This is a genomic window from Pseudorhizobium sp. NPDC055634, assembly GCF_053618655.1.
Window position 1 is genome coordinate 323,344 of the sequence record NZ_JBSHHW010000001.1, and the last position, 23,815, is coordinate 347,158.

The window sequence follows — 23,815 nt, forward strand, 5'->3', positions numbered from 1 at the left end:
GCCTGACGGCTATTCGCGCCAGGCCGACGCCAAGACCCTGAGCCAGTTCTCCCGGCATATCTTCTTCAAATCGTCGTCAGCGTATCCCGCGTCCCGGAGGGCCGCAACCAGATTTTGAGTGCCGCCGGCATCCCCGATCGCCGCCGGAATCGTCGCCCCGTCGAAGTCCGAACCAAGCGCGACATGATCGATCCCCATGCGCTCGACCATGTAGTCGACGTGGCGGATCATGTCGGTGAGCGGCGTGTCGGCGCTGTCGCGCGCATCGGGCCGCAGCATGGTCACGGCATAGTTCAGGCCGACGATGCCGTTGGAATCCCTGATCGCGTCCAGCTGCCGGTCGGTCAGGTTGCGCGCGACGGGCGTGAGCGCGTGGGCGTTCGAATGGCTGGCGACGAGCGGCTGGTCGGTTGTCTTCGCGACGTCCCAGAAACCCTGTTCGGTGATATGCGCAAGGTCGACGAGAATGCCCATCCGGTTGCAGGCGCGCACGAGGTCGAAACCCGCCTCGGTCAGGCCGGGCCCCGTGTCCGGTGACTTCGGATAGGAGAACGGGACGCCGTGGCCGAAGATGTTGTTCCGGCTCCAGACCGGCCCGAGCGACCGCAGCCCGGCGGCGTAGAAGACTTCCAGGTTGTCGAGGCCCCGGTCGATGGCCTCGCATCCCTCCATGTGAAGCACCGATGCGAAGATCCCTTCCGCCATGGCGTCGCGGATGTCCCTCGTGGACCGGCAGATGCGCCAGGCCCCTGCTCTTTCGAGCCGCAGCGCGATTGCCATCTTCTGGAGCGCGATCTCGAGCGAGGGTTCGAACGCCAGCGGCGCGGCGAGGGGCGTGTCATAGTGGCCGGATGCGTTCGGCTCCTTGAGGATGAGGTCGCCTGAGGGGATGTAGATGGCGCAGAAGCCGCCCGCGAGCCCGCCGCTCCTCGCGCGCGGACCGTCGATGTGCCCCTCCGGCGTGCCGTCCATGAACTCCGAGATCGAATCGCCGCCCGCCTTCATCGTTCGCCAGAGCCGCAAGAGCACATCGTTATGGCCGTCGAACACCAGTTCCATTGGGAATGTCCTGAGAAGTTTGTAAGGGAGCGGGGTCGTGGATGACGGCCGATCCTATCCCGCGTGCCCGCGACCGCAAGACCCATTTCGCATTTCTGAACAGCCGGGCGGTCCTACCAGGCGATCACTTCGCCGCCCCGATAGCGCTCCACCTCCTCCAGCAGCCAGGAGCGGAAGGCCACGACCGGGCGGAAGTCGGTCTTGGTGAGGGGCGCGACCGCATAATAGGCGCTGGGGCTGCGCACCTGGTGCGGATAGGCCTGCACCAGCCGGCCCGTTGCGAGTTCCGAATCGATCAGGAAAAGCGGCATCAGCGCCACGCCCAGCCCGGCTGCGCAGGCCTGGGCGACGCTGCCGAACTGTTCGAAGCGCATGCCTTGGGCAGGCCCGCCCGGGATGCCGAGGCTCTGGAACCAGTGCGCCCATGCACGCGGGCGCGAGGCCATGTGGAGGAGCGGAAGGCCCATGATGTCCTCCGCCCGGCCGATCGGATGATCGGCAAGGAAGGCGGGGCTGCAGACCGGCGCGACCATCTCCTCCATCAGGAAGGCGCAGTCGGCACCCGGCCAGTCCGGCTGACCGATATGGATCGCCATGTCTATGCCGTCGCGCTCGAAATCGAAGATGCCGATCCGGGTGGCGAAGTTGAGGGTGATCTCCGGGTGACGGGCGACGAAGCCCGGAATGCGGGGCATCAGCCAGCGCGTTCCGAAGGTGGGCAATATGGCGAGGTTCAGCGTGTCGTTATGCCGTTTGGTCATGGCCTGAAGCGAGGCCGACCTTATCTGGGAGAGCGCCGCGCCGACCGCCTTGGCATATTCGGCGCCCGCCGACGTCAACACGACGCCGCGGCTCGTCCGTTCGAACAGAAGGGTGCCGAGAAGGTCCTCAAGCCCGGAAACCTGGCGACTGATGGCCCCTTGCGTCAGGGCTAGCTCTTCCGCCGCGGCAGAGAAGCTGCGCAGGCGCGCAACGGACTCGAACGCCGCGAGCGCGGCGGTGGAAGGAAGCAGGCGACGACTGAGACTGGTCATACGTCCTATTACTATCACTCATGGGGGAATGAGTAAACGCACCTTGCTGCACTGGAACCGGTCGCCGATAATCCCGCCACAACAATGGAGGTTCACCGTGAGCGGACGCGCAGCATTTTCCTGGGAAGATCCCTTCCTTATCGAAGACCAGTTGACCGAAGAAGAACGCATGATCCGCGATGCCGCGGCCGCTTTCGGAAAGTCCGAACTCCTGCCCCGCATCCAGGAGGCCTATCTCAACGAGATCACGGAACCGGAACTCTTCCGCCTGATGGGCCAGGCCGGACTTCTGGGTGTTACACTGCCTGAAAAATACGGCGCCGCCGACGCGAGCTACGTGGCCTACGGGCTGGTTGCCCGCGAGGTCGAGCGCATCGACAGCGGTTACCGCTCGATGATGAGCGTCCAGTCCTCGCTGGTGATCTATCCGATCTATGCCTACGGCTCGGAGGAACAGAAGGACAAGTACCTCCCGGGCCTCGTCTCCGGAGAACTGATCGGCTGCTTCGGCCTTACCGAGCCCGACGCCGGTTCCGATCCCGGCGGCATGAAGACGCGCGCCGAGAAGATCGACGGCGGGTATCGCCTGCGCGGTTCCAAGATGTGGATTTCCAACGCCCCGATCGCCGATGTCTTCGTGGTCTGGGCCAAGTCGGAAGCCCACAACAACGAGATCCGCGGCTTCGTGCTGGAAAAGGGCATGAAGGGCCTCTCGGCGCCGAAGATCGGCGGCAAGCTGTCGCTGCGCGCCTCCATCACCGGCGAGATCGTCATGGACGGCGTCGAGGTGGGCGAGGATGCCCTGCTTCCCAACGTTTCCGGCCTCAAGGGCCCGTTCGGCTGCCTCAACCGTGCCCGCTACGGCATTTCCTGGGGTGTCATGGGAGCGGCGGAAGACTGCTGGTTCCGCGCCCGCCAGTATGGCCTCGACCGCAAGCAGTTCGGCAAGCCCCTCGCCGGCACGCAGCTCTACCAGAAGAAGCTCGCCGACATGCAGACGGAGATCGCGCTTGGCCTGCAGGCATCGCTCCGCGTCGGCCGACTGATGGACGAGAAGAAGATGGCGCCGGAAATGATCTCCATCATCAAGCGCAACAACTGCGGCAAGGCGCTCGACATCGCCCGCCAGGCCCGCGACATGCACGGCGGCAACGGCATCCAGATCGAGTACCACGTGATGCGCCACGCGCAGAACCTTGAGACGGTCAACACCTACGAGGGCACACACGACGTCCATGCTCTCATCCTCGGCCGCGCCCAGACGGGCATCCAGGCATTCTTCTGAGAACCCGGAAAATGCCGGCGGTGACCTGCCGCCGGCATTTCGCCCCTTGTTACCGCCTTCGACCTTGGATCGATCGGCCGGAAGGCCTATGTGGGGAAGGCGGACGGGCGGCCCTGCCGCCGTCACACCGCTCCGCCAGGGCTCCACCGGCATCACCCGAAAGGGTTCGCCGGCCTCTCAGGTTCCGGTCTTTCAGGTAAACAAGGTTCACACGATGCATTCCTATCCCGACATCCAGCTTTTCATCGACGGCTCCTGGCGCGACGCCGTCGCCGGCGAGACCATTCCAGTGTCGGATCCGGCCACGGAAGAAGTCATCGGCAAGATCGCCCACGCCAGGAAGGCGGATCTCGACGTCGCCCTAGAGGCGGCTGAGCGCGGCTTCAAGGTCTGGCGGGACACGTCGCCGCTGGAGCGCGCCAGGATCATGCGCAAGTCAGCCCAGTTGCTTCGCGATCGCGTCGACTACGTCTCCTGGCTGATGACGCGCGAACAGGGCAAGCCGCTGGCGCAATCGACGGCCGAGATCCTCGGCGCCGCCGACACGATCGACTGGTTCGCGGAAGAAGGCCGCCGCACCTACGGCCAGGTCATTCCGTCGCGCTTCAGCGGCGTTTCGCAGATGACGGTCAAGCTTCCGGTCGGACCGGTTGCCGCCTTCACGCCGTGGAACTTCCCGATCAACCAGATCGTCCGCAAGCTTTCCGCGGCGCTCTGCACCGGCTGCTCGATCATCGTCAAGGCGCCCGAGGAAACCCCGGCCTCCCCGGCCGAACTGATCCGGGTCTTCGTCGATGCGGGCGTCCCGGCAGGCGTCGTCAACCTCGTCTACGGCATTCCCTCCGAAATCTCGGAATACCTGATCCCCCATCCGGTCATCCACAAGATCTCCTTCACCGGGTCCACCCCGGTCGGCAAGCACCTGGCGGCACTGGCCGGCAGGCACATGAAGCGCGCGACGATGGAACTCGGCGGCCACGCCCCGGCGATCATCTTCGACGACGCCGATCTCGATAAGGCGATCGAGGTCACCGCGGCGGCGAAGTTCAGGAACGCAGGGCAGGTCTGCGTCGCCCCGACCCGCTTCCTGATCCAGGACGCCGTGGCCGACCGTTTCGTCGAGGGCTTCGTGAAGGCCGCCCAAGCCATCAAGGTCGGAAACGGACTGGAGGACGGCGTGACAATGGGACCGCTCGCCAACGAGCGCCGCATCCCGGCCATGGAGGACATGATCCACGACGCCGTCTCGAAGGGTGCCGAATTGAAGACCGGCGGAAAGCGGATCGGCAACAAGGGCTATTTCTTCGAGCCCACCGTCCTTGCAGACGTGCCGACATCGGCCAAGATGATGAACGACGAGCCTTTCGGGCCGCTCGCCATCATCAACCGCTTCTCGTCGATCGACGAGGCGCTCGAGGAAGCCAACCGCCTGCCCTTCGGCCTCGCCTCCTACGCCTTCACCGGCTCGGTGAAGACCGCGCACGCGCTCAGCCGCAACATGGAAGCCGGCATGCTGACGATCAACCACAACGGGCTTTCCATTCCGGAAGTGCCCTTCGGCGGCATCAAGGATTCAGGCTACGGCACCGAAGGCGGTTCGGAAGCCGTCGAAGCCTACCTGGAGACCCGCTTCGTCACGCAGATGAACTGATCGTCTGATCGATATGCAAAAGGGCCGGCGGAATGTTTCGCCGGCCTTCTTTACTGCCTACTCGGCGGCAAAGACCTGTGCCCGCCTGAGGGTCACGAACCCCTGCTCGCCGGCGCGGACGCCGAGTTCCGGCTCCACGTCGAATTCCAGATGCTCGCCGCCGGTGGTGATCGCCACGACGCGGCGCCCGCCGGGCCGGTCCAGCACGCGGGTGATGGTCGCGGCAATGCCGGGCCCGGTCGTCGACCAGTCCAGGTCTCCGGGGCGGGCATAGACCTCCGCCGGCCCATCCCTGACGTCGCCCGCCGGCACCGAAGCACCTTCCGAACGGGCCACGCCGCCGCGGACTTCCGCCGCAAACCGGTTCGCATCGCCGAGGAAGCGGGTGACGAAGGCGGAGTTCGGATCACGACAGACCTGCTGCGGCGTTCCCTCCTGGACGATCATTCCCTCGTTGAGGATGACCACGCGGTCAGCCAGGTCGAGGGCCTCCTCCTGGTCGTGGGTGACGAAGAGCGTGGTGATGCCGAGTTCGTCATGGATTTCCCGCAGCCAGCGACGCAGGTCGCGCCGGACGGCGGCGTCGAGCGCGCCGAAGGGTTCGTCGAGCAGCAGCACCTTCGGATCGACGGCAAGCGCCACGCGCTGGCGCTGGCCGCCGGAGATCTGCGCCGGGAAGCGATCGCCGAGCCCCTCCAGTCGCACGAGCCGCAGCAGGTCCTCGACGCGCCTTGCGATCGCCGCCTTCTCGCGCCTCACCTTGGATACCTTCATGCCGAAGGCGATGTTCTCCGCCACCGTCATGTGCGGGAAGAGCGCATAATGCTGGAAGACGAAACCGACGCCACGCTCGCGGACCGGAATGTCGGTCGCGTCCTGCTCGCCGAAATAGATATGCCCGCCATCGGCGTATTCGAGACCGGCGACCATGCGCAATATGGTCGTCTTGCCCGAACCGGACGGCCCGAGCAGGGCAACCAGTTCGCCGCTCCCGATCTCCAGCGAGACGTCGCGTACGGCACGGAAGGTCTGAAAGGTCTTCGCGACGCGGTCGAGGCGGATCTTCATGGCTTGGGCTCCACGGCAGGTACGGCCGATACGGGCGGTGCGGACAGCGAGGGACGGCGGACGCGACCGGCGCCTCGCCCTTCCAGCGCAACCTTGGCGATGATGGTGAACACGGCCAGGACCGCCAGGATCGAGGCCGAGGCGAAGGCACCGGCGGCCTGGTAATCGTGGTAGAGAAGTTCGATATGGAGCGGCAGCGTGTTGGTCTGGCCGCGGATATTGCCGGAGACCACCGACACGGCGCCGAATTCGCCCATCACGCGGGCATTGCAGAGCACCACCCCGTAGAGCAGCGCCCACTTGATGTTCGGAAGCGTGACCGAAAAGAAGGTGCGCCAGCCCGACGCGCCGAGCGAGGTCGCGGCCTCCTCGAGGTCCCTGCCCTGCGCCTGCATCAGCGGAATGAGTTCGCGCGCCACGAAGGGAGCCGTGACGAACAGCGAGGCGAGGATGATCCCCGGCAAGGCGAAGAGTATCTTGATGTCATAGGCCTCCAGCAAGGGGCCGAAAACGCCCTGCAGACCATAGACGAACAGGTAGGCGACGCCCGCGACGATCGGCGAGACGGAAAACGGGATCTCGATCACCACAAGCAGGAGACGGCGGCCCGGGAAGTCGAACTTGGTGATCGCCCAGGCGGCAGCAACGCCGAAGACGGTGTTGACCGGAACCGCCACGAGCGCCGTTATGACCGTCAGCATGATGGCGTGGCGGGTATCCGGATGGGCGAGCGTCTCCACATAGACGCGCCACCCCTTGGAAAAGGCTTCGAAGCCTATGACGACGAGGGGCGCGAGGATGAGCAGCGCACCGAGGATCAGCACGACGCCGATCATGACGCGGCGGAAGACCGGCTGGTCTCCGACGCGCGGGGGCTTGTTGCGGGAATGGACGGCCGACATCCTCAGTTCCTCACGGTATAGCGCAGCGCCCGCGCCTGCAGCAGATTGGTGATCGCCAGCATGGCAAAGGCGGTGAAGAGGAGGACGGAGGCGATCGCGGCCGCCGCCTGGTAGTCGTATTCCTCAAGGCGGATGAAGACGAGGAGCGCGGTTATCTCCGTCGACATCGGCTGGTTGCCGGCGATGAAGATGATGGCCCCGAATTCGCCGAGCGACCGCGCGAAGGACAGGGAAAGGCCGGCCAGCAGCGCCGGCGTCAGCAGCGGCAGGATGACCTTGCGGAAGATCGCCCAGTCGGAGCCACCGAGTGATTGCGCCGCCTCTTCCAGCGCCGGATCGAGATCCTCCAGGACCGGCTGCACGGTGCGCACGATGAAGGGCAGCGACGTGAAGCACATGGCGATCATGATGCCGAGCGGCGTATAGGCGACCTTGATCCCGAGATCGGCAAGCACCGAGCCGAACCAGCCGTTGGTCGCGAAGAGCGCGGTGAGCGAAATCCCCGCGACGGCGGTGGGCAATGCGAACGGCAGGTCGACCATGGCGTCGACGAGGCGCCAGCCCGGAAAGCGGTATCGCGTCAGCACCCAGGCGAGCGCGAGGCCGAAGACGAGGTTGAAGGCAGTCGCCCCGAGGGCGGTCAGGACGGTGACGCGGTAGCTTGCGACGGCCCGGGGAGAGGAGACGATCGCCCAATAGTCGGCAGGCCCCAGACTGGCGGCTTTGAAGATCAGCGCCGCAAGCGGCAGCACTACGATCAGGCCGACATAGAAGAGCGTTATGCCGAGCGAAAGCGACAATCCCGGCAGGACATTGCGTCTCAAACGTATTCCCCTGTCCTACGAATGCAAAAACCCGGCGGCCTTTCGACCGCCGGGAGGGTCGTCCTGGGAGACGGATTAACGGTTGCCGTAGAGCGTGTCGAGGGTGGCGCCGGAAGCGAAATGCTCTTCCTGGATCTTGCCCCAGCCGCCGAAGACGTCATCGACGTTGACCAGCCGGATTTCCGGGAACTGGTCCTTGTACTCGGCGGCGACCTTCTCGTTGTGAACGCGGTGGCCGAAATCGGCTGCGATCCGCTGCCCTTCTTCGCTGTAGAGGAAATCCAGATAGCTCTTGGCGAGATCGCGGGAGCCGCGCTTGTCCGCCACCTTGTCGACGATCGCCACCGGGAACTCCGCAAGCAGGCTGACCGACGGAATGACTGCGTCGAACTTGTCCTCGCCATACTGCTTGGCAATCGCCCGCGTCTCGGCTTCGAAGGTGATCAGGACGTCGCCGATCTCGCGCTCCACGAACGTGGTGGTGGCGGCGCGGCCTCCCGTGTCGAAAACCGGGACGTTGTCGAAGATCTTGCTGATGAACGCCTCGATCTTCTCCTCGTCGCCGTTGAAGGCTTCCTTCGCGTAGGCCACCGCCGCGAGATAGGTATAGCGGGCGTTGCCGGAGGTCTTGGGATTGGGGAAGACCACCTTCACGTCTTCGCGCGCCAGGTCGCTCCAGTCCTTGATGTTCTTCGGATTGCCTTCGCGCACCAGGAAGGACGGGAACGAATAGAACGGAGAGGCGCTGTTGGGGAAATCCTGCTGCCAGTCGTCGGAAACGAAGCCCTGCTTCACCAGGAAGTCGATATCGGTCACCTGGTTGAAGGTGACGACATCCGCTTCCAGGCCCTCGACGATGGCGCGTGCCTGCTTCGACGTGCCGGCATGCGACTGGTCGATGGTGATGCCCGGGTTCTGCTTGACGAATGCTTCGTTCTGCGCCGCAAAGACTTCGCGGGCAACGTCGTAGGACGCGTTCAGCAGCGTGTTCGGCGACTGCGCGAAGGCGGGCGCTGCAAAGAGTGCGGCGAGAGCGGTGCTGAGGACGAGGAGGCGGTTCATGAAGGTCTCCGGAATTCGTTGATGTCCGGAAGATAGTGATCGCCCGGCATGTCCGCGAGAAACCGGCGCCCTCCAGCACGCAAAGGGTGGAAATTATGTTCCGTTCGGAGCGTCTTCGGCGATAGGGATCTGCTACGCAGGCGAAAACCGCCCGCCTGAGCACTCCGTCAGAGACGGTGGTCCGGGAACAGGCCTCCGTGCTTGCCCTGCAGGTAGCGTTCGATGCTGTCCCCTGTCACGTCGCTAAGGCCTGCCGGCAACCAACGGGGATTGCGGTCCTTGTCGATGATCGCCGCCCGCACCCCTTCGTAGAAGTCGTGATGGCGCAGGATTTCCACGCCTGCCCCGAATTCCCGCTCAAGGCATTCCACCAGACCCGAACTCTGGCGCCCGGCGCGCAGCAGGCGCAAGCTGAGCTTCAGACTGGTTGGCGAGCGCTTGAGCATGGCCTCGCGGGTGGTGGCGGCGAAGTCTCCCTCCTCCGCCGCAAGCGCGGCAAGAATGTCCTCGACGCCGTCGAAGCCGAAGCAGCGGTCGATCAGCTGTCGGTTCTTCTCGAGCACGCTTTCTGCGGGGGGAACCGCGAAGCTCGCGATCGTATCGTCGACCTTGCCATTCCCGGCCTCCCCGCCCAGGGCGCCGATCGCATCGACCAGCGCATCCAGACGTTCCGAAGGCAAGAACGCATCGGCAAGGCCCGCATAGATCGCTCCGGCGCCATCGACCTCCTGGCCCGTCAGCGCCATCCATGTTCCGACCTCGCCGGGCGCCTTCGGCAGGAGCCACGTCGCCCCCACGTCCGGAAAATAGCCGATCCCGGTCTCGGGCATGGCAAGCCGGGTTCGCTCGGTGACCACGCGGTGGCGACCGTGCGCGGACAGCCCGACGCCGCCGCCCATGGTGATCCCGTCCATCAGCGCGACATAGGGCTTGGGGTAGTGCGCGATGGTATAGTTGAGCGGAAATTCCTCGCGCCAGAAGCGGGTGACCTCCGGATCGCCGGCCTTGCCCAGGTCGTAGAGCACGCGGATATCGCCGCCGGCACAAAGGCCTCTTTCGCCCTCGCCCCTGAGGATGACGGCCCCGGTCGACGGATCGTCCCGATACTGTTCGAGAGCGTGGCGGATCGTGCGCACCATCGGCAGGTTGATGCTGTTCAGCGCCGTCGGCCGGTTGAGCCGGATCACGGCCGCCGACCCTGCCCGGTCAAGAATGACTTCGTCGCTCATCGCCCTGTCCTTGCCCTGCACGCCGCCCTCCGGTCATCGATTGTCGGCCAGAATCATTTCGGCTGCCTTCTCCGCGATCATGATAGTCGGGGAATTGGTGTTGCCGGAAACGATATTCGGCATGATCGACGCGTCCGCCACCCGCAGCCGCCCGAGCGCCCGCAGGCGCAGCCGGGGATCGACGACGCTGTCGGGATCGGCGCCCATGCGTACCGTCCCGACCGGATGGAAGATCGTGGTGCCGATCTCGCCGGCCGCCCTCTCGAGATCGTCGTCGCTCTCGTAGCCCGGTCCGGGCCTGTATTCCTCCGGATGGTAGCGGGCAAACGATGGCTTGCGGACGATCTCGCGCGTGAGGCGGATCGCCTTTACCGCGACCTCCCGGTCGGCGGGTGCCGAAAGGTAGTTCGGCCGGATGGCCGGCGGCGCGGCAAAGTCGCCGCTCTTCACATGCACCGACCCCCGGCTTTCCGGCCTCAGGTTGCACACGCTAGCCGTCATGGCCGGGAAGCCGTGGACGGGGTCGCCGAACTTGTCCAGCGAAACCGGCTGGATGTGGTATTGCAGGTCGGGCATGTCCTTGTCCGGTCCCGACCGCGTGAAGATGCCGAGCTGGCTCGGCGCCATCGACATCGGCCCCGACCGGCGCAACGCATATTCGAGCCCGATCGCAGCCTTGCCGATAAGGCGCGATGCCTTCTCGTTGAGCGTCGGAACGCCCGTTACCTTGTAGACCATGCGCAGTTGCAGGTGGTCCTGCAGGTTTTCTCCGACCCCCTTTACCTCCCTGACCACCTCTATTCCCGCCTCCCGCAGCACCTCGCCCCGGCCGATCCCGGACAGTTCCAGGATCTGCGGCGACCCGATGGACCCGGCACTCAGGATCGTCTCGCGAGAGGCGAAAGCCCGCTTCGCAATGCCGTCGTGCTGGAACTCGACGCCCTTCACCTCGCCGGCCTCGACGATCAGGCGCCGCGCATGGGCCTTCGTCAGGATCGTCAGGTTGCGCCTTCCCCTGGCCGGGCGGAGGAAGGCCTTGGCCGTGTTCCACCTGATGCCGGAACGCTGGTTCACGTCGAAATATCCTGACCCCTCGTTGGAGCCGCGGTTGAAGTCGTCGGTGATCGGGATGCCCGCCTCCTCGGCTGCCCTCTGGAAGGCGTCGAGCACGGCCCAGCGCACGCGCGATTTTTCCACCCGCCATTCGCCGCCGGCGCCATGCAGGTCGTCCGCCCCGCGGTAATGATCCTCAGACCGCTTGAAATAGGGAAGCACGTCGTCCCAGCCCCAGCCCTCGCAGCCGAGCTGGCGCCAGAGGTCATAGTCCCGCGCCTGGCCGCGCATGTAGATCATGCCGTTGATGGACGAGCAGCCGCCCAGCAGCTTGCCGCGCGGATAGGAGAGAGAGCGGCCGTTCAGGCCCTCCTCCTTCTCCGTGGTGAAGCACCAGTCGGTGCGCGGATTGTTGATGCAGTAGAGATAGCCGACCGGGATGTGGACCCAGTGATAATTGTCGCTGCCCCCCGCCTCCAGGAGCAGGACCCGGTTGCGGCTGTCGGCCGACAACCGGTTGGCGAGCACGCATCCAGCGCTCCCCGCGCCCACGACGATATAGTCGTATTGCTGCATGTCACGTCTCCAGAGGCCGCATGCCCGTCCCGCGCGTCCAGCCCTTCAGTGCCTGTGTTCGAACCCGAGCCGGCGACCGATGCGCGACGCGTAGAACTCGCCGATGATGCCGCGGCGGAAGACGAGCACGCAGACCATGAAGACGACGCCGGTGATGATCGTCACCGGGAATTCCGATGTCGCGAGGTAGTTCTGCAGCGTCACGACCAGGCCTGCCCCGAAGATCGGCCCGATCAGGGTGCCGATGCCGCCTAGCAGCGTCATCAGGATCACCTCGCCGGACATCTGCCAGGTCACGTCGGTCAGCGTCGCGAACTGGAAGACGAGCGACTTGACGGCGCCGGCGAGCCCGGCGAGTGCCGCCGACATGACGAAGGCGCCGAGCTTGTAATGCGCCACCGAATAGCCGAGCGACGTGGCGCGTGCCTCGTTTTCCCGGATGGACTTGAGGATCATGCCGAAGGGCGAGTTGACGAAGCGCCAGATGATCACGAGGCCGATGACGAAGACCGCCAGCACGAAATAATACATGTTGGTCGCAACATTGAGGTCGATAAGACCGAACAGGTGTCCGCGGGGTACCTGCTGGATCCCGTCCTCGCCGCGGGTGAACTGCGCCTGCAGGCAGAAGAAGTAGAACATCTGCGACAGCGCGAGCGTGATCATCGCGAAGTAGATGCCCTGGCGGCGGATGGCGACGAAGCCCATCACGAGCCCGAGCCCGGCCGCGCCGGCGACGCCGAGCAGGATGCCGAGTTCCGGCGTCCAGCCCCATTCCTTCACCGCGTGGGCCGTGAAATAGGCCGCGCCGCCGAAGAAGGCGGCATGGCCGAAGGAAAGCAGCCCCGTATAGCCGAGGAGCAGGTTGAAGGCGCAGGCGAAGAGCGCGAAGCAGAGGAGCTTCATCAGGAAGATCGGATAGAGGAACATCGGCGCGACCAGCAGGAAGGCCAGTCCCGCCAGCAGGAACGCCGCATAGGTGAAGGATGCCGCCGGAGCACGCCCGTTCCTGATCCCGCTTGCCGCCTGGGTGGTATGGCTCATGTCACGCATCCCGTCCGAAGAGGCCCGCCGGCCTGATGAGCAGCACGATCGCCATGATGACGAAGATGACGATGTTGGAGGCCTCCGGATAGAAGACCTTGGTCAGTCCCTCGGCGATGCCGAGCATGTAGCCGGTGATGATGGCGCCCAGGATCGACCCCATGCCGCCGACGACGACCACCGCGAAGACGACGATGATGAGGTTGGTGCCCATCAGCGGCGAGACCTGGTAGATGGGAGCGGCAAGCACGCCCGCGAAGGCTGCGAGCGCCGCCCCAAGTCCATAGGTCAGCGTCAGGAGCATCGGCACGTTGACGCCGAAGGCCTGAACGAGAACCGGATTTTCCGTGGCGGCCCGCAGGTAGGAGCCGAGCTTGGTCTTCTCGATCAGCAGCCACGTGCCGATGCAGGCGACAAGCGAGATGACCACGACCCAGCCTCGGTAGACCGGCAGGAACATGAAGCCGAGATTGACGCCGCCCGAGAGCGCGACCGGGACGGAATAAGGTTGTCCCGCGGCCCCGTAGAGGTAGCGGAACGTCCCCTCGATCGCGAGCGCCAGCCCGAAGGTGAAGAGCAGGCCGTAGAGCGGGTCGAGCTTGTAGAGACGGCTGAGCATGGTCCGCTCGATGAGCGCGCCAAGAAGCCCGACGATGAGCGGCGCGACGACGAGGGCCAGCCAGTAGTTGATACCGAAATACTGGAGGAGCAGCAGCGCCGTGAAGGCGCCCAGCATGTACTGCGCGCCATGGGCGAAGTTGATGACGCGCAAGAGGCCGAAGATGACCGCCAGCCCGAGGCTCAGCAGCGCATAGAAGGAGCCGTTGATCAGCCCGATGAGCAACTGGCCCAGAAATGCCTGGATCGGGATACCGAAGATCATCGTCATGGTCACACCCCCAGAACCTTGTGAAGCATGTCCATCCGCTCGGGCAGCTCGCCGACCGGGAAGTCAGCCACCATCCGGCCATGCTCCATGAGATAGAAACGATCGGCGACGCGGCTGGCGAAGCGGAAGTTCTGCTCCACCAGAAGGACCGTCATCCCCCGCTCCTTCAACGTCTTCAGCACCTCGCCGATCCGCTGGACGATGACCGGCGCGAGCCCCTCCGTCGGCTCGTCGAGGATCAGCAGCCGCACCCCGGTCCGGAGAATACGGGCGATCGCCAGCATCTGCTGCTCCCCGCCCGAAAGCTTGGTTCCGGGGCTCGTGCGGCGCTCGAGAAGGTTGGGGAAGAGTTCGTAGATCTCCTCCAGCACCATGCCGGTGCCCGCGACGACCGGCGGCAGCATGAGGTTCTCCTCGACCGTCAGCGTCGCGAAGATGCCCCGCTCCTCCGGCACGAAGCCTATCCCCGCATGGGCGGTGCGATGAAGCGGCACGTCCATCATGTCGCGGCCGTCGAACAGGATCTTGCCCTTGCGCTCGCGAACGATCCCCATGATGGTCCGAAGCGTCGTCGTCTTGCCGACGCCGTTGCGGCCGAGGATGGTGATCATCTCGCCCTCGCCGACCGTCATGTCGACGCCATGCAGAACGTGGCTCTCGCCATACCAGGCGTTGAGGCCGGAAACCTGCAGCAGGGGTTTCATCTCACGCCTCCTCGGTACCCATGTAGGCCGTACGGACCCGCGGGTCCCGGCTGACCGTCGCATAGTCGCCCTCGGCGAGGATCTCCCCGCGCTGCAGGACGGTCACGTGATGGCAGATGTCGGCGACGACCGAGAGATTGTGCTCCACCATCAGCACCGCTCGCTCCCTCGCGACATTGCGGATGATGCCGGAGACGGTGCCGATATCCTCCTGCCCCATGCCGGCCATGGGCTCGTCGAGGAGGAGGACCTTGGGATCGAGCGCAAGCGTCGTAGCGATCTCCAGCACGCGCTTGCGACCGTAGGAAAGATCCGCGGCGATCTCGTCGCGCGCGTCGAGCAGCCCGACCTCCGCCAGAAGCTCCTCCGCTCTCGCATTCAGCCGGTTGAGCGACGACATGGGCAGCCAGAACTGCGTCGCCAGATTGTTGGGTCGCTGCAGGGCTACCCGGACATTGTCGAGAACGCTGAGATGGGGAAAGACCGCGGAAATCTGGAACGAGCGGACGAGCCCCATGCGCGCCACCTTGTCCGGCGCGGTATTGGTGATGTCGGTGCCCAGGAGTTTGATCGTCCCGGCCGACGGCTGCAGGAACTTGGTGAGCAGGTTGAAGACGGTCGTCTTGCCGGCCCCGTTCGGGCCGATCAGCGCATGGACGCGAGCGTGCTGGACGTCGAGGTCGACATCCTTCACCGCCGCGAACGCGCCGAACCGCCGGGTGAGACCGCGGGCGGAAAGCACCACCCGCGGCTCCTCATGCGCTTGAGCCGCATTGCTGGCCATGACGGCTTACTTCACCAGCTCGCAGCCGCTCTTGGCCGGATCGATATAGGCTTCCTTGCCCGGGATCGTCGAAAGCACGTTGAAGTAGTCCCACGCCTCGCTGCTCTCGCCGGGTTTCTTGACCTGCAGGAGATACATGTCGTGGATCATCCGGCCATTGGCGCCGACCGTGCCGTTGCGGGCGAAGAAATCCTCGACCGGCATCTCGTGCAGCGCCTTGGCCACCGCCTCCGTCTCGTCCGTGCCGGCCTGCTGGACAGCCTTCAGATACTGGCTGACGGCGGAATAGGTGCCGGCGTGGATCATGTTCGGCATCTTTCCGGTGCGCTCGAAGAAGCGCTTGCCGAACTCCCGGCTCTGGTCGTCGAGGTTCCAGTAATAGCCTTCGGTGAGCGTCAGCCCTTGCGCCGCCTCGACGCCGAGGCCGTGGACTTCCGCCAGCGTGAAGAGAAGGGCTGCGAGGTTCTGCCCGCCCGCGGTGATGCCGAACTCGGCCGCCTGCTTGATGGCGTTCGACGTGTCGAGGCCGGCATTGGCGAGCCCGATCACCTTGGCGCCGGAGGACTGGGCCTGCAGCAGGAAGGACGAGAAGTCGTTGGTCGACAGCGGATGGCGCACGGACCCTACCACGTTGCCGCCGGCGGACTTCACGTAGGCGCTCGTCTGGTCCTCCAGCGAATAGCCGAATGCGTAGTCGGCGGTCAGGAAGAACCAGCTGTCGCCGCCCTGCTTCACCAGTGCCCCGCCCGTGCCGACGGCCAGCGCATGCGTGTCGTAGGCCCAGTGAAAGCCGTAGGGGCTGCACTGCTTGCCCGTCAGGTCGGTGGTCGCTGCCCCGGTGACGATATTGATCTTCTTCTTCTCCTTGGCGAGGGCCTGGACGGCGAGTGCGACCGACGAGGTCGTCAGTTCCATGATCGCGTCGACCTGCTCGGTATCGTACCACTGGCGCGCGATGTTGGAGGCGATGTCCGGCTTGTTCTGGTGGTCGGCGTCGACCAGCTCGACCTCGACGTCCAGCACCTTTCCACCGAAATCCTCGATGGCCATCTTCGCGGCCTCCACGGACGATTTCCCGCCGAAATCCGCATAGACGCCGGACTGGTCGTTCAGGATGCCGATCTTGACCTTGCCGTCCGAGGCGCTCTGCGCCAGCGCGGCGGTGCTCCCCGCCAGCAGGAACGCAAGCGACGTGATGAGGCTCTTTCGCATGATGTTCTCCTCCCAGAGAAAGCCGATCGCGAGTCTGTTCAAATTTGGAAGGCCCCCCTCCTCAAGGTGACGCTTTCCGGGGCCCATCGTTCCGGAATTCCGGGATTGACGCAAGGAGAACTGCGCATCAAATTCCAAACAGGGCCTGTGCATTTTTGAACGAAAGATTCGATGTCAGCCAATCCGAGCTTCACCTGGGACGATCTGCAATATTTCCTGGCGGTTGCCAGGACGGGCCAGTTGTCCACCGCGGCACGCCAGTTGCGAACGAGCCATGCCACGGTCTCGCGCCGGATCGACCGTCTCGAATTCGTGCTGAAGGTGAAGCTGTTCGAGCGCAATCCGCGCGGCTACGTCCTGACCTCCGTCGGACAGCGCTTCGTCGAGACGGCGGAGAAGATCGAGGCCGAGACCGACCGCCTGCAGGCCGACATTGCCGAGGGCGCGATGATCCAGCGCGGCGTCATCCGACTGAGCGCACCGGAAGGCTTCGCCAACTTCTTCTTCTCCCAGCAGATGGGCGCCTTCTTCGCCCATCACCCCAACATTTCGCTGGAACTGATCACCATCCAGCAGATCATGTCGCTCTCCCGCAAGGAAGCGGACATCGCCGTGACCCTGGATCCGCCGAAGGCGGGGCCCTACCGCACCGAGAAGATCACCGACTATACGCTCAACGTCTACGCCTCCCGCAGCTATCTGGCCCGGGCCGCGACGATCAGGGGACGCGACGATCTCCTGGCGCATCCCTTCATCGGCTATATCCAGGACATGATCTTCGCGCCCGGGCTCGATTACCTTGGTGACGTCCACCCCGGGATCAGGCCGCAGTTCCAGAGCTCGAGCATCTTCGCGCAGCTCACCGCAACGAAGAACGGGCTCGGGCTCTGCGTCCTGCCGCATTTCATCGCGCGCACCCAGCCGGACCTGCAGATCGTCCTGCCGCAGGAGATCACGCTGACGCGGAATTACTGGCTCGCCTGCCATCGCGACCTCAGCAATGTCCCGCGGGTGCGTTCGGTCTCGGACTTCATCTTCGCCGCGGTGCGGGCAGGCCGGGATGCCTTTCTTCGGCCCGTCCCGGACACCGCCGAACTGGCCCCGACGGCGGGGCCGGCACGACTTTACGGCTCCTGAACGGGACGCCACTTCTCGTTCTCGACGCTGGAACCGACGCCGGCACTTGAAGTTTATCGCAGTTGATCGATTTTAGGGCGAATCTGAGGGGGACACAGATTTCGATGCCACATCAGTTACCGGTGACGGAGATCCAGGACGAGCGATATCGGCTCCTCATCGATGCGATCACCGACTACGCCATATACATGCTCGATCCGGAAGGACGCATCAGCAGCTGGAACCCGGGGGCCGAGCGCTTCAAGGGCTACCGCGAACCTGAGATCCTGGGACACCACTTCTCCCGCTTCTATACCCCGGAGGACAATACACGCGGCCTTCCGGCAAGGGCTCTCCATCGTGCCCGCACCGAGGGTCGGTTCGAGAACGAGGGATGGCGGGTAAGGAAGGACGGGAGCCGTTTCTGGGCCCATGTCATCATCGACCCCATATGGAGCCCGACCGGTACGCTCCTGGGCTTCGCCAAGATCACCCGCGACCTGACGGAACGCCGGCAGGCGGAACTGGAACTGAAGTCGAGCGAGCAGAAGTTCCAGCTCCTGGTCCAGGCCGTCAGCGACTATGCGATCTACATGCTCGACCCGACGGGCCATATCACCAACTGGAACTCCGGGGCCCAACGCATCAAGGGCTACGACGCGAACGAGATCATCGGCTCGCATTTCTCGCGCTTCTATACCGAGGAAGACCGCGCCGCGGGACTGCCGGAATTCGGACTGGAACGCGCGCGAAAGGACGGCCGCTTCGAAAAGGAGGGCGTGCGGGTCCGCAAGGACGGGTCGCGATTCCTTGCCCATGTGACGATCGACGCCATCCGCGACGAGGCCGGGCAAATCCTGGGCTTCGCCAAGGTCACCCATGACATTACGGAAAAGGTGGAAGCCCAGAACGCCCTGAACCGGACCCGCGAGGAGCTTTTCCAGGCCCAGAAGATGGAGGCGATCGGCCAGCTGACCGGCGGCATCGCCCACGACTTCAACAACCTGCTGATGGCCATCCTTGGAAGCCTGGAGATCCTCAAGAAGCGGCTTCCGGACGACCCGTCGATCATGCCCCTCCTCGACAATGCCATCCAGGGTGCAGATCGCGGCGTCGCGCTGATCCAGCGGATGCTCGCCTATTCGCGAAGGCAGGACCTGCACCTTGCCCCGGTCGACATCCCCTCGGTGGTTGCCGGCATGATGGAGTTCGTCCAGCGCTCCGTCGGCGCGGCAATACAGATCGAGACGGACCTGGAAGACAACCTCCCAAATGTCCTGACCGACGCCGTCCAGCTGGAAACCGCCCTGCTGAACCTCATGGTCAATGCGCGCGACGCCATGCCCTATGGCGGCACGATCACCGTGCGTGCGGCCCGCCTGCAGGAGCCGGACGGCCCTTCCGGGACGACGGGAGCCGGTTTCCTTCGCCTCGCCGTCAGCGACACCGGCGAGGGCATGGACGAAGAGACGCTGGAGCGGGCGGCGACGCCCTTCTTCACCACCAAGGGCGTGGGAAAAGGAACCGGTCTCGGCCTCTCCATGGTCCAGGGGCTCGTGGAGCAGTCGGGAGGCAAGCTCCTGATCGAGAGCCGCAAGGGCGAAGGTACGACCATCTCGCTCCTGCTTCCCCTGGCACAGAATGCCGACCTTCCCCCGCCCCCCGCGGAAACCGCATCGGAGCAGCTATTGCCAAGCCTGCCGGCCTCGCTGAGGATACTCGCCGTCGACGACGACGCGCTGGTGCTGATGAACACGACGCTAATGCTGGAGGACCTCGGGCATCAGGTCGTCGAGGCTTATAATGGCGGGGAAGCACTGGAATTCCTGGAGAGTGGCGAGCATTTCGACCTCGTGCTGACCGATCATTCCATGCCGAAGATGACGGGCGCCGAACTCGCGGCCCGCATCCAGGAGCGCTGGCCGCACCTTCCGGTCATCCTTGCAACCGGTTATGCGGAACTCCCCTCGGGAGAAGGCGGAAGGCTTCCGAAGCTCTCCAAGCCGTTTTCGCAGAGCCAGTTGGCCGAGGTGCTTGCCCACACGCTGCCGCGGTCCTGAACCAAAGGGCGTAGCCAAGCGTTGATCCGGAGTTCAATCCGGAGAAGCGACATGGTTTTCAAGCATCCGACATTCCACGACCAGCCCCCTGTCGTCGAGGAGGAGTTCCCCCCGGCTGCCGTGCTTGAGAGCGCGGTCTCCGATGAGCTTGCCGCGGCCGGCGGCATCGACGCAACCGATGTTTTCGTCATTGCGGAAGGATCGACGATCACGCTGACGGGTTCGGTCCTGTCGGCGCAGGAGGTCGCCCGTGCAGAGGAGATCGCCCGCAGCGTAAAGGGCGTGACCGAGGTGCGTAACGAGATCCGTGCGGAAGGGATCGCCAAGTAGGATGACCGCGTGCGAAGGACCGGAAAGCCTAAGCCTCCGGCCCTTCCGCGGGATCACTCCCGCGGCAATGCATAGGCGATGACGTAGTCGCCGGGCTTGGTGCCGACCGAACCGTGACCGCCCGCCACCATCACAACTAACTGCCGGCCATCGTCTACCGCGTAGGTCATCGGCGTCGCCTGGCCTCCGGCCGGCAGACGCGCCTGCCATAGCTGCTCACCGGTGGTGAGGTCATAGGCGCGAAGGTAGTCGTCGACGGCAGCGCCGAGGAAGGCGAGGCCTCCCTTGGTGATCATCGGGCCGCCGATGCCCGGCACGCCGACCTTGAACGGAAGGGGCAGCGGCGTCATGTCGTAGACGGTGCCGTTGCGATGCTTGTAGGCGACCTCGCCGGTCCTGAGATCGGCGCCCGCGACATAACCCCACGGCGGTGCCTGGCACGGGATCTGCAGCGGTCCGAGGAAGGGCCCCATGTAGACGCCGTAGGGAGCACCCTCGTTGCGGTTGAGGCCCTGCTCGCTTCCCTTCTCGTCCGTGCCCTTCGGCGGGATTTCGTCGCGAGGAACGAGCTTCACGGTGAAGGCGAGATAGGTCGGCATGCCGAACATGACCTGCCGCTCGGGATCGATGGCGACGCTGCCCCAGTTGAACGTGCCGAAATTGCCCGGATAGACCAGCGTTCCGTCCAGCGAAGGGGGCGTGTAGCGTCCTTCGTAGTTCAGCTGGTGGAACCGGATGCGGCATGCCAGCTGGTCGAACATCGAGATGCCCCACATGTCCTTTTCCTGCAGCGGCTCCGGCTTGAAGGTAAGCGCCGAAGTTGGCTGGGTCGGGGCGGTGAAGTCTTCCGGTATTGCACCGCCGGGCGCGGGCTCCTCCGTCACCTCGATGATCGGCTCGCCGGTCTCGCGGTTGAGGACGTAGATATCGCCCTGCTTGGTGGGACCGACGAGGGCGGGCACCACCGTGCCGTCCTCCCGGGTGAGATCGAGCAGCACCGGTTGCGCGGGGACGTCCATGTCCCAGAGGTCGTGATGGACGGTCTGGAAGACCCACCGGTCCGCACCAGTATTGACGTCCAGCGCGACGATGGAGGATGAATGCTTCTCCACCGCCTCGCTGCGTCCCATGCCGAGCTGGTCGGGCACCTGGTTGCCGAGCGGGATGTAGACGAGGCCGAGGTCCTCGTCGACGCTGAACACCGACCAGCTGTTCGGCGAGTTCGCGGTATAGGTCTGGCCCGGCTGCAGCGGCGCGGTCTGTCCGGGATTTCCCGAATCCCAGTTCCAGATGAGCTCGCCGGTATCGACGTCGAAGGCGCGGATGACGCCCGACTGCGATTGCGTCGAATAGTTATCGTTGACCGCGCCGCCGATGATGATCTTGCCGGCAGCGATGACGGGCGGGGACGTGGAATAGTAATAGCCCGCCGGATTGTAGGGCATCCCCTGTTCCAGGCGCAGCGTACCCTGGTCTGCGAACGCGGTGCAGACTTCGCCATTGGTGGCGTCGAGGGCGATCAGTCGCGCGTCGGATGTCGGAAGATAGACCCGCTCGGCACAAGGCGCACCGGCCGGCGCATCGGGATCCGCGTAATAGGTGACGCCGCGGCAGGTCTGGTGCTGGCGATCGGGATTTAGGCCCGCATTGGGATCGTATTTCCACTTCTCCTCGCCGGTCGTCGCGTCGAGGGCGATCGCCCAGTTGTGCGGCGTGCAGAGGAACATGCTGTTGCCGACCTTCAGCGGCGTGACCTGGTAGGTCGTCTCGGCGACGTCGTCGGGGAGCTTCACATCGCCTGTCTGATAGCGCCACACCTCTTCCAGTTCACCGACGTTTTCGACGTTGATCTGGTCGAGCGGCGAATATCGCTGGCCGTAGTTGGTACGGCCGTACTGGTGCCACTCGCCCGGCGGAACGGCATTGCCCATCGAGGGCGCCGCCGCCACCGCGGCCTCCGGCAGCCGCCCCTTCAGGTCGTAGGGGTCCACGAACATCGAGGCCAGCGCCATCACGACCGCCAGCCCGACCGATGCGGCAAGCGAGGTGGCGCCCGTGGCGTAGCGTGCGCCGGTCGGACTCTGGAAGCCGAGCGGCCGGCGTATCCACGGCGTCAGCAGCCACATGCCGATCAGGATGATCAGCCCGCCCCTGGGGCCAAGCTGCCACCAGTCGAAACCCACTTCCCAGATCGCCCATGCAAGGGATCCCAGAATGATGAGTGCGTAGAGGACAAGCGCGGTCGGGCGGCGCAGATAGAGCAGGACGGCCGTCACGATGAAGGCGATGCCGGTGATCAGATAGTAGACGCTGCCGCCGAGCGCGACCAGCTGCCCGCCACCGAGCGCCAGTGCGAGCCCCATCAGCCCGAGCAAGATTGAGGTGATCGTAACGGCCATGGCGTGCATCCTGTCCCGATTGCGTCATCGGGCTGCGGCAGCAGCCGCAGTCCCCCACGTCCTCAACACATCGCCGGTGCGAAGGTTCCCTCCGGGAACGGCTGTGACTGGGATGCGGGAACCATTTTGCGGAGATGGTGTTGCGACGGCAGGACCTCGCGATCGACCCATTCCGGCCGGCCGGGCGTCGGTTCCTGCGCCATCTATGAACTGCGGGCAGGTCGCAAACCTTCCTAGACAACCCTGGAGAACGACATTGACCTACGAGCTCTATTACTGGGACGGCATTCCGGGCCGGGGGGAATTCATCAGGCTTGCCTTGGAGGATGCCGGGGCCGACTACCGAGACGTGGCGCGCGAGCCGGGCGGAATGGAGGAAATGATGGCCTTCCTTAAGGGCAAGCGGGGCCCGCAGATCCCCTTTGCCCCGCCCTTCCTGAAGGATGGCGACCTCGTCATTTCCCATGTCGCCAACATTCTCCGGTATCTCGGCCCCCGGCTCGAACTCGCGCCGGCCGACGAGGCCGCGCAGATCTACGCCCACGGGCTGCAACTCACCCTTGCGGATTTCCTGACGGAAATTCACGACACGCATCACCCGCTGGGCATGGACGACTATTACGAGGACCAGAAGGCGGAGGCCAAGGCCCGCTCGGGCCGCTTCCTCGCGTCGAGGCTGCCGAAGTTCCTCGACTATTTCGAGCGCGTCATCGAGGCGAATGGCGGCGCCGAAGGGAACCTCGTGGGCGACCGGATCGGCTATGTGGACCTTTCGCTTTTCCATGTCGTCGAGGGGCTGAACTACGCCTTCCCGAACGCGATGCGCGAGAAAGGGACTGGCTGGCCGAAGGTCGCGGCACTGCATGCGAAGGTGAAGGATCGCCCCACGCTTCGCAACTACCTCGCCTCCGAGCGGCGGCTGCCCTTCAATGAATCAGGAATCTTCCGGCACTTCCCGGAACTCGATCCGGGTAGCTGAGCTTCGTCCGAGCGATCACTTCACGACGGCGCAGGCAAGCCGGTCGCCCGCCTGGCCCGACGGCTGGCTCTTGTAGTCGTCGGCGCCGCCATGGACCATCAGCGCCCGACCCTTCACGCCGTTCTCGCCCTCGTCGAGGGTCACCAAGGTGTTGAGGACCTGGGCCCGCAGCACCCCGTCGGCGCTGACATACTGGTTGGGCATGTCGCCGGCATGCGGTCCGTTCGGGGCATTGAAGCCATGCTCCTTGCCGCCCGGGTCGAAGTGACCGCCGGCGCTTTCATGCGCGCTCTGGTGGTCGCAGCTTCCGGTCTCGTGGAAGTGGAAACCCACCCACTTCTCCGCCGGCAGGCCCGAGACCTCGACGTCGATCAACACGCCGGCCGGCGTGGAGGTCAGCGTTGCCGCACCAATTTCGGCGCCGTCGAGGCCGACGAAGGTTGCGTTGTCCGTTTCTTCCTGTGCGGCGGCGCTCGCCGCACGCGCCAGGAACGCCAAGGCCGCTGCAGAATATCTCAGTGTCACGGGGTCTCTCCCTTTATAGTGTCTGGCCGG

At 64.9% G+C, this 23,815-nt stretch carries 21 protein-coding genes; 6 read left to right on the forward strand and 15 right to left on the reverse strand.

The genetic code is table 11. The features are described from left to right. Positions 1–9: 9 nt before the first annotated feature. Together ACWGPT_RS01640 and ACWGPT_RS01645 are read right to left on the reverse strand one after the other, a co-directional pair. Positions 10–1,059: a dipeptidase gene (locus ACWGPT_RS01640; protein ID WP_452603820.1), complete on the reverse strand. Its 1,050-nt coding sequence runs from the start codon at positions 1,057–1,059 to the stop codon at positions 10–12. Between the two features lie 113 nt (positions 1,060–1,172). Continuing rightward, complete coding sequence (locus ACWGPT_RS01645) at positions 1,173–2,093, reverse strand: LysR family transcriptional regulator (protein ID WP_452603821.1); 921 nt, start codon at positions 2,091–2,093, stop codon at positions 1,173–1,175. Positions 2,094–2,190: 97 nt separating this feature from the next. On the opposite strand from ACWGPT_RS01645, the gene ACWGPT_RS01650 reads away from it, so the two are divergent. Both ACWGPT_RS01650 and ACWGPT_RS01655 read left to right on the forward strand, forming a co-directional pair. Further along, positions 2,191–3,378 carry an acyl-CoA dehydrogenase gene (locus ACWGPT_RS01650; protein WP_452603822.1) on the forward strand — a complete coding sequence of 396 codons (1,188 nt, stop codon included), beginning with the start codon at positions 2,191–2,193 and terminating at the stop codon, positions 3,376–3,378. A 214-nt stretch (positions 3,379–3,592) separates the two neighbouring features. Beyond that, entirely contained in the window at positions 3,593–5,029 is a 1,437-nt protein-coding gene (locus tag ACWGPT_RS01655; RefSeq protein ID WP_452603823.1) for an NAD-dependent succinate-semialdehyde dehydrogenase, read from the forward strand. A gap of 57 nt (positions 5,030–5,086) precedes the next feature. Here the strand turns inward: ACWGPT_RS01655 and ACWGPT_RS01660 are convergent, their stop codons facing one another. The 11 genes from ACWGPT_RS01660 to ACWGPT_RS01710 all read right to left on the reverse strand — a co-directional run bounded on the left by ACWGPT_RS01660 (position 5,087) and on the right by ACWGPT_RS01710 (position 16,376). Next, positions 5,087–6,097: a sulfate/molybdate ABC transporter ATP-binding protein gene (locus ACWGPT_RS01660; RefSeq protein WP_452603824.1), complete on the reverse strand. Its 1,011-nt coding sequence runs from the start codon at positions 6,095–6,097 to the stop codon at positions 5,087–5,089. Beyond that, the gene (cysW, locus tag ACWGPT_RS01665) at positions 6,094–6,999 is read right to left on the reverse strand and encodes a sulfate ABC transporter permease subunit CysW (protein ID WP_452603825.1); all 906 of its coding nucleotides are present in this window, start codon (positions 6,997–6,999) and stop codon (positions 6,094–6,096) included. Before cysW ends, ACWGPT_RS01660 begins: the two co-directional genes overlap by 4 nt. Before the next feature lie 2 nt (positions 7,000–7,001). Then, positions 7,002–7,823 carry a sulfate ABC transporter permease subunit CysT gene (gene cysT / locus ACWGPT_RS01670; protein WP_452603826.1) on the reverse strand — a complete coding sequence of 274 codons (822 nt, stop codon included), beginning with the start codon at positions 7,821–7,823 and terminating at the stop codon, positions 7,002–7,004. A 75-nt stretch (positions 7,824–7,898) separates the two neighbouring features. Next, a complete protein-coding gene (cysP, locus tag ACWGPT_RS01675) occupies positions 7,899–8,885 on the reverse strand; it encodes a thiosulfate ABC transporter substrate-binding protein CysP (RefSeq protein WP_452603827.1) in 987 nt (328 codons plus the stop codon). A gap of 167 nt (positions 8,886–9,052) precedes the next feature. Further along, the gene (locus ACWGPT_RS01680; RefSeq protein ID WP_452603828.1) at positions 9,053–10,114 is read right to left on the reverse strand and encodes an enoyl-CoA hydratase/isomerase family protein; all 1,062 of its coding nucleotides are present in this window, start codon (positions 10,112–10,114) and stop codon (positions 9,053–9,055) included. Between the two features lie 33 nt (positions 10,115–10,147). Then, positions 10,148–11,743, reverse strand: a complete 1,596-nt coding sequence (locus ACWGPT_RS01685; protein WP_452603829.1) for a GMC family oxidoreductase — start codon at positions 11,741–11,743, stop codon at positions 10,148–10,150. Positions 11,744–11,788: 45 nt separating this feature from the next. Continuing rightward, a complete protein-coding gene (locus tag ACWGPT_RS01690; RefSeq protein WP_452604095.1) occupies positions 11,789–12,673 on the reverse strand; it encodes a branched-chain amino acid ABC transporter permease in 885 nt (294 codons plus the stop codon). A 115-nt stretch (positions 12,674–12,788) separates the two neighbouring features. Next, positions 12,789–13,676, reverse strand: coding sequence for a branched-chain amino acid ABC transporter permease (locus ACWGPT_RS01695; RefSeq protein WP_452603830.1), 888 nt, complete (start codon positions 13,674–13,676; stop codon positions 12,789–12,791). Between the two features lie 2 nt (positions 13,677–13,678). Further along, complete coding sequence (locus tag ACWGPT_RS01700) at positions 13,679–14,380, reverse strand: ABC transporter ATP-binding protein (protein WP_452603831.1); 702 nt, start codon at positions 14,378–14,380, stop codon at positions 13,679–13,681. Position 14,381: 1 nt separating this feature from the next. Further along, the gene (locus ACWGPT_RS01705) at positions 14,382–15,164 is read right to left on the reverse strand and encodes an ABC transporter ATP-binding protein (protein ID WP_452603832.1); all 783 of its coding nucleotides are present in this window, start codon (positions 15,162–15,164) and stop codon (positions 14,382–14,384) included. Positions 15,165–15,170: 6 nt separating this feature from the next. Further along, on the reverse strand, positions 15,171–16,376 hold the full coding sequence (locus tag ACWGPT_RS01710) for an ABC transporter substrate-binding protein (protein WP_452603833.1): 1,206 nt from the start codon (positions 16,374–16,376) through the stop codon (positions 15,171–15,173). Positions 16,377–16,547: 171 nt separating this feature from the next. On the opposite strand from ACWGPT_RS01710, the gene ACWGPT_RS01715 reads away from it, so the two are divergent. The 3 genes from ACWGPT_RS01715 to ACWGPT_RS01725 all read left to right on the forward strand — a co-directional run bounded on the left by ACWGPT_RS01715 (position 16,548) and on the right by ACWGPT_RS01725 (position 19,882). Continuing rightward, positions 16,548–17,513, forward strand: a complete 966-nt coding sequence (locus ACWGPT_RS01715; protein WP_452603834.1) for a LysR family transcriptional regulator — start codon at positions 16,548–16,550, stop codon at positions 17,511–17,513. Between the two features lie 104 nt (positions 17,514–17,617). Next, entirely contained in the window at positions 17,618–19,552 is a 1,935-nt protein-coding gene (locus ACWGPT_RS01720) for a PAS domain S-box protein (RefSeq protein ID WP_452603835.1), read from the forward strand. Between the two features lie 51 nt (positions 19,553–19,603). Further along, positions 19,604–19,882: a BON domain-containing protein gene (locus ACWGPT_RS01725; protein ID WP_452603836.1), complete on the forward strand. Its 279-nt coding sequence runs from the start codon at positions 19,604–19,606 to the stop codon at positions 19,880–19,882. Positions 19,883–19,935: 53 nt separating this feature from the next. Here ACWGPT_RS01725 and ACWGPT_RS01730 read toward each other — a convergent pair whose 3' ends face one another. Continuing rightward, the gene (locus tag ACWGPT_RS01730; protein ID WP_452603837.1) at positions 19,936–22,281 is read right to left on the reverse strand and encodes a glucose/quinate/shikimate family membrane-bound PQQ-dependent dehydrogenase; all 2,346 of its coding nucleotides are present in this window, start codon (positions 22,279–22,281) and stop codon (positions 19,936–19,938) included. A gap of 256 nt (positions 22,282–22,537) precedes the next feature. On the opposite strand from ACWGPT_RS01730, the gene ACWGPT_RS01735 reads away from it, so the two are divergent. Next, positions 22,538–23,260, forward strand: coding sequence for a glutathione S-transferase (locus tag ACWGPT_RS01735; protein ID WP_452603838.1), 723 nt, complete (start codon positions 22,538–22,540; stop codon positions 23,258–23,260). Between the two features lie 15 nt (positions 23,261–23,275). On the opposite strand, the gene ACWGPT_RS01740 is transcribed toward ACWGPT_RS01735, so the two are convergent. Next, the gene (locus ACWGPT_RS01740; RefSeq protein WP_452603839.1) at positions 23,276–23,785 is read right to left on the reverse strand and encodes a superoxide dismutase family protein; all 510 of its coding nucleotides are present in this window, start codon (positions 23,783–23,785) and stop codon (positions 23,276–23,278) included. Positions 23,786–23,815: the final 30 nt, after the last annotated feature.

Coding starts and splice junctions, on each gene's coding strand:
- ACWGPT_RS01655 (WP_452603823.1), top strand. CDS start 3,593: ATGCATTCCTATCCCGACATCCAGCTTTTCATCGACGGCTCCTGGCGC.
- ACWGPT_RS01640 (WP_452603820.1), bottom strand. CDS start 1,059: ATGGAACTGGTGTTCGACGGCCATAACGATGTGCTCTTGCGGCTCTGG.
- cysP (WP_452603827.1), bottom strand. CDS start 8,885: ATGAACCGCCTCCTCGTCCTCAGCACCGCTCTCGCCGCACTCTTTGCA.
- ACWGPT_RS01730 (WP_452603837.1), bottom strand. CDS start 22,281: ATGGCCGTTACGATCACCTCAATCTTGCTCGGGCTGATGGGGCTCGCA.
- ACWGPT_RS01660 (WP_452603824.1), bottom strand. CDS start 6,097: ATGAAGATCCGCCTCGACCGCGTCGCGAAGACCTTTCAGACCTTCCGT.
- ACWGPT_RS01680 (WP_452603828.1), bottom strand. CDS start 10,114: ATGAGCGACGAAGTCATTCTTGACCGGGCAGGGTCGGCGGCCGTGATC.
- ACWGPT_RS01705 (WP_452603832.1), bottom strand. CDS start 15,164: ATGGCCAGCAATGCGGCTCAAGCGCATGAGGAGCCGCGGGTGGTGCTT.
- ACWGPT_RS01700 (WP_452603831.1), bottom strand. CDS start 14,380: ATGAAACCCCTGCTGCAGGTTTCCGGCCTCAACGCCTGGTATGGCGAG.
- ACWGPT_RS01725 (WP_452603836.1), top strand. CDS start 19,604: ATGGTTTTCAAGCATCCGACATTCCACGACCAGCCCCCTGTCGTCGAG.
- ACWGPT_RS01645 (WP_452603821.1), bottom strand. CDS start 2,093: ATGACCAGTCTCAGTCGTCGCCTGCTTCCTTCCACCGCCGCGCTCGCG.
- ACWGPT_RS01710 (WP_452603833.1), bottom strand. CDS start 16,376: ATGCGAAAGAGCCTCATCACGTCGCTTGCGTTCCTGCTGGCGGGGAGC.
- ACWGPT_RS01690 (WP_452604095.1), bottom strand. CDS start 12,673: ATGTTCCTCTATCCGATCTTCCTGATGAAGCTCCTCTGCTTCGCGCTC.
- ACWGPT_RS01720 (WP_452603835.1), top strand. CDS start 17,618: ATGCCACATCAGTTACCGGTGACGGAGATCCAGGACGAGCGATATCGG.
- cysW (WP_452603825.1), bottom strand. CDS start 6,999: ATGTCGGCCGTCCATTCCCGCAACAAGCCCCCGCGCGTCGGAGACCAG.
- ACWGPT_RS01685 (WP_452603829.1), bottom strand. CDS start 11,743: ATGCAGCAATACGACTATATCGTCGTGGGCGCGGGGAGCGCTGGATGC.
- ACWGPT_RS01715 (WP_452603834.1), top strand. CDS start 16,548: ATGTCAGCCAATCCGAGCTTCACCTGGGACGATCTGCAATATTTCCTG.
- ACWGPT_RS01695 (WP_452603830.1), bottom strand. CDS start 13,676: ATGACGATGATCTTCGGTATCCCGATCCAGGCATTTCTGGGCCAGTTG.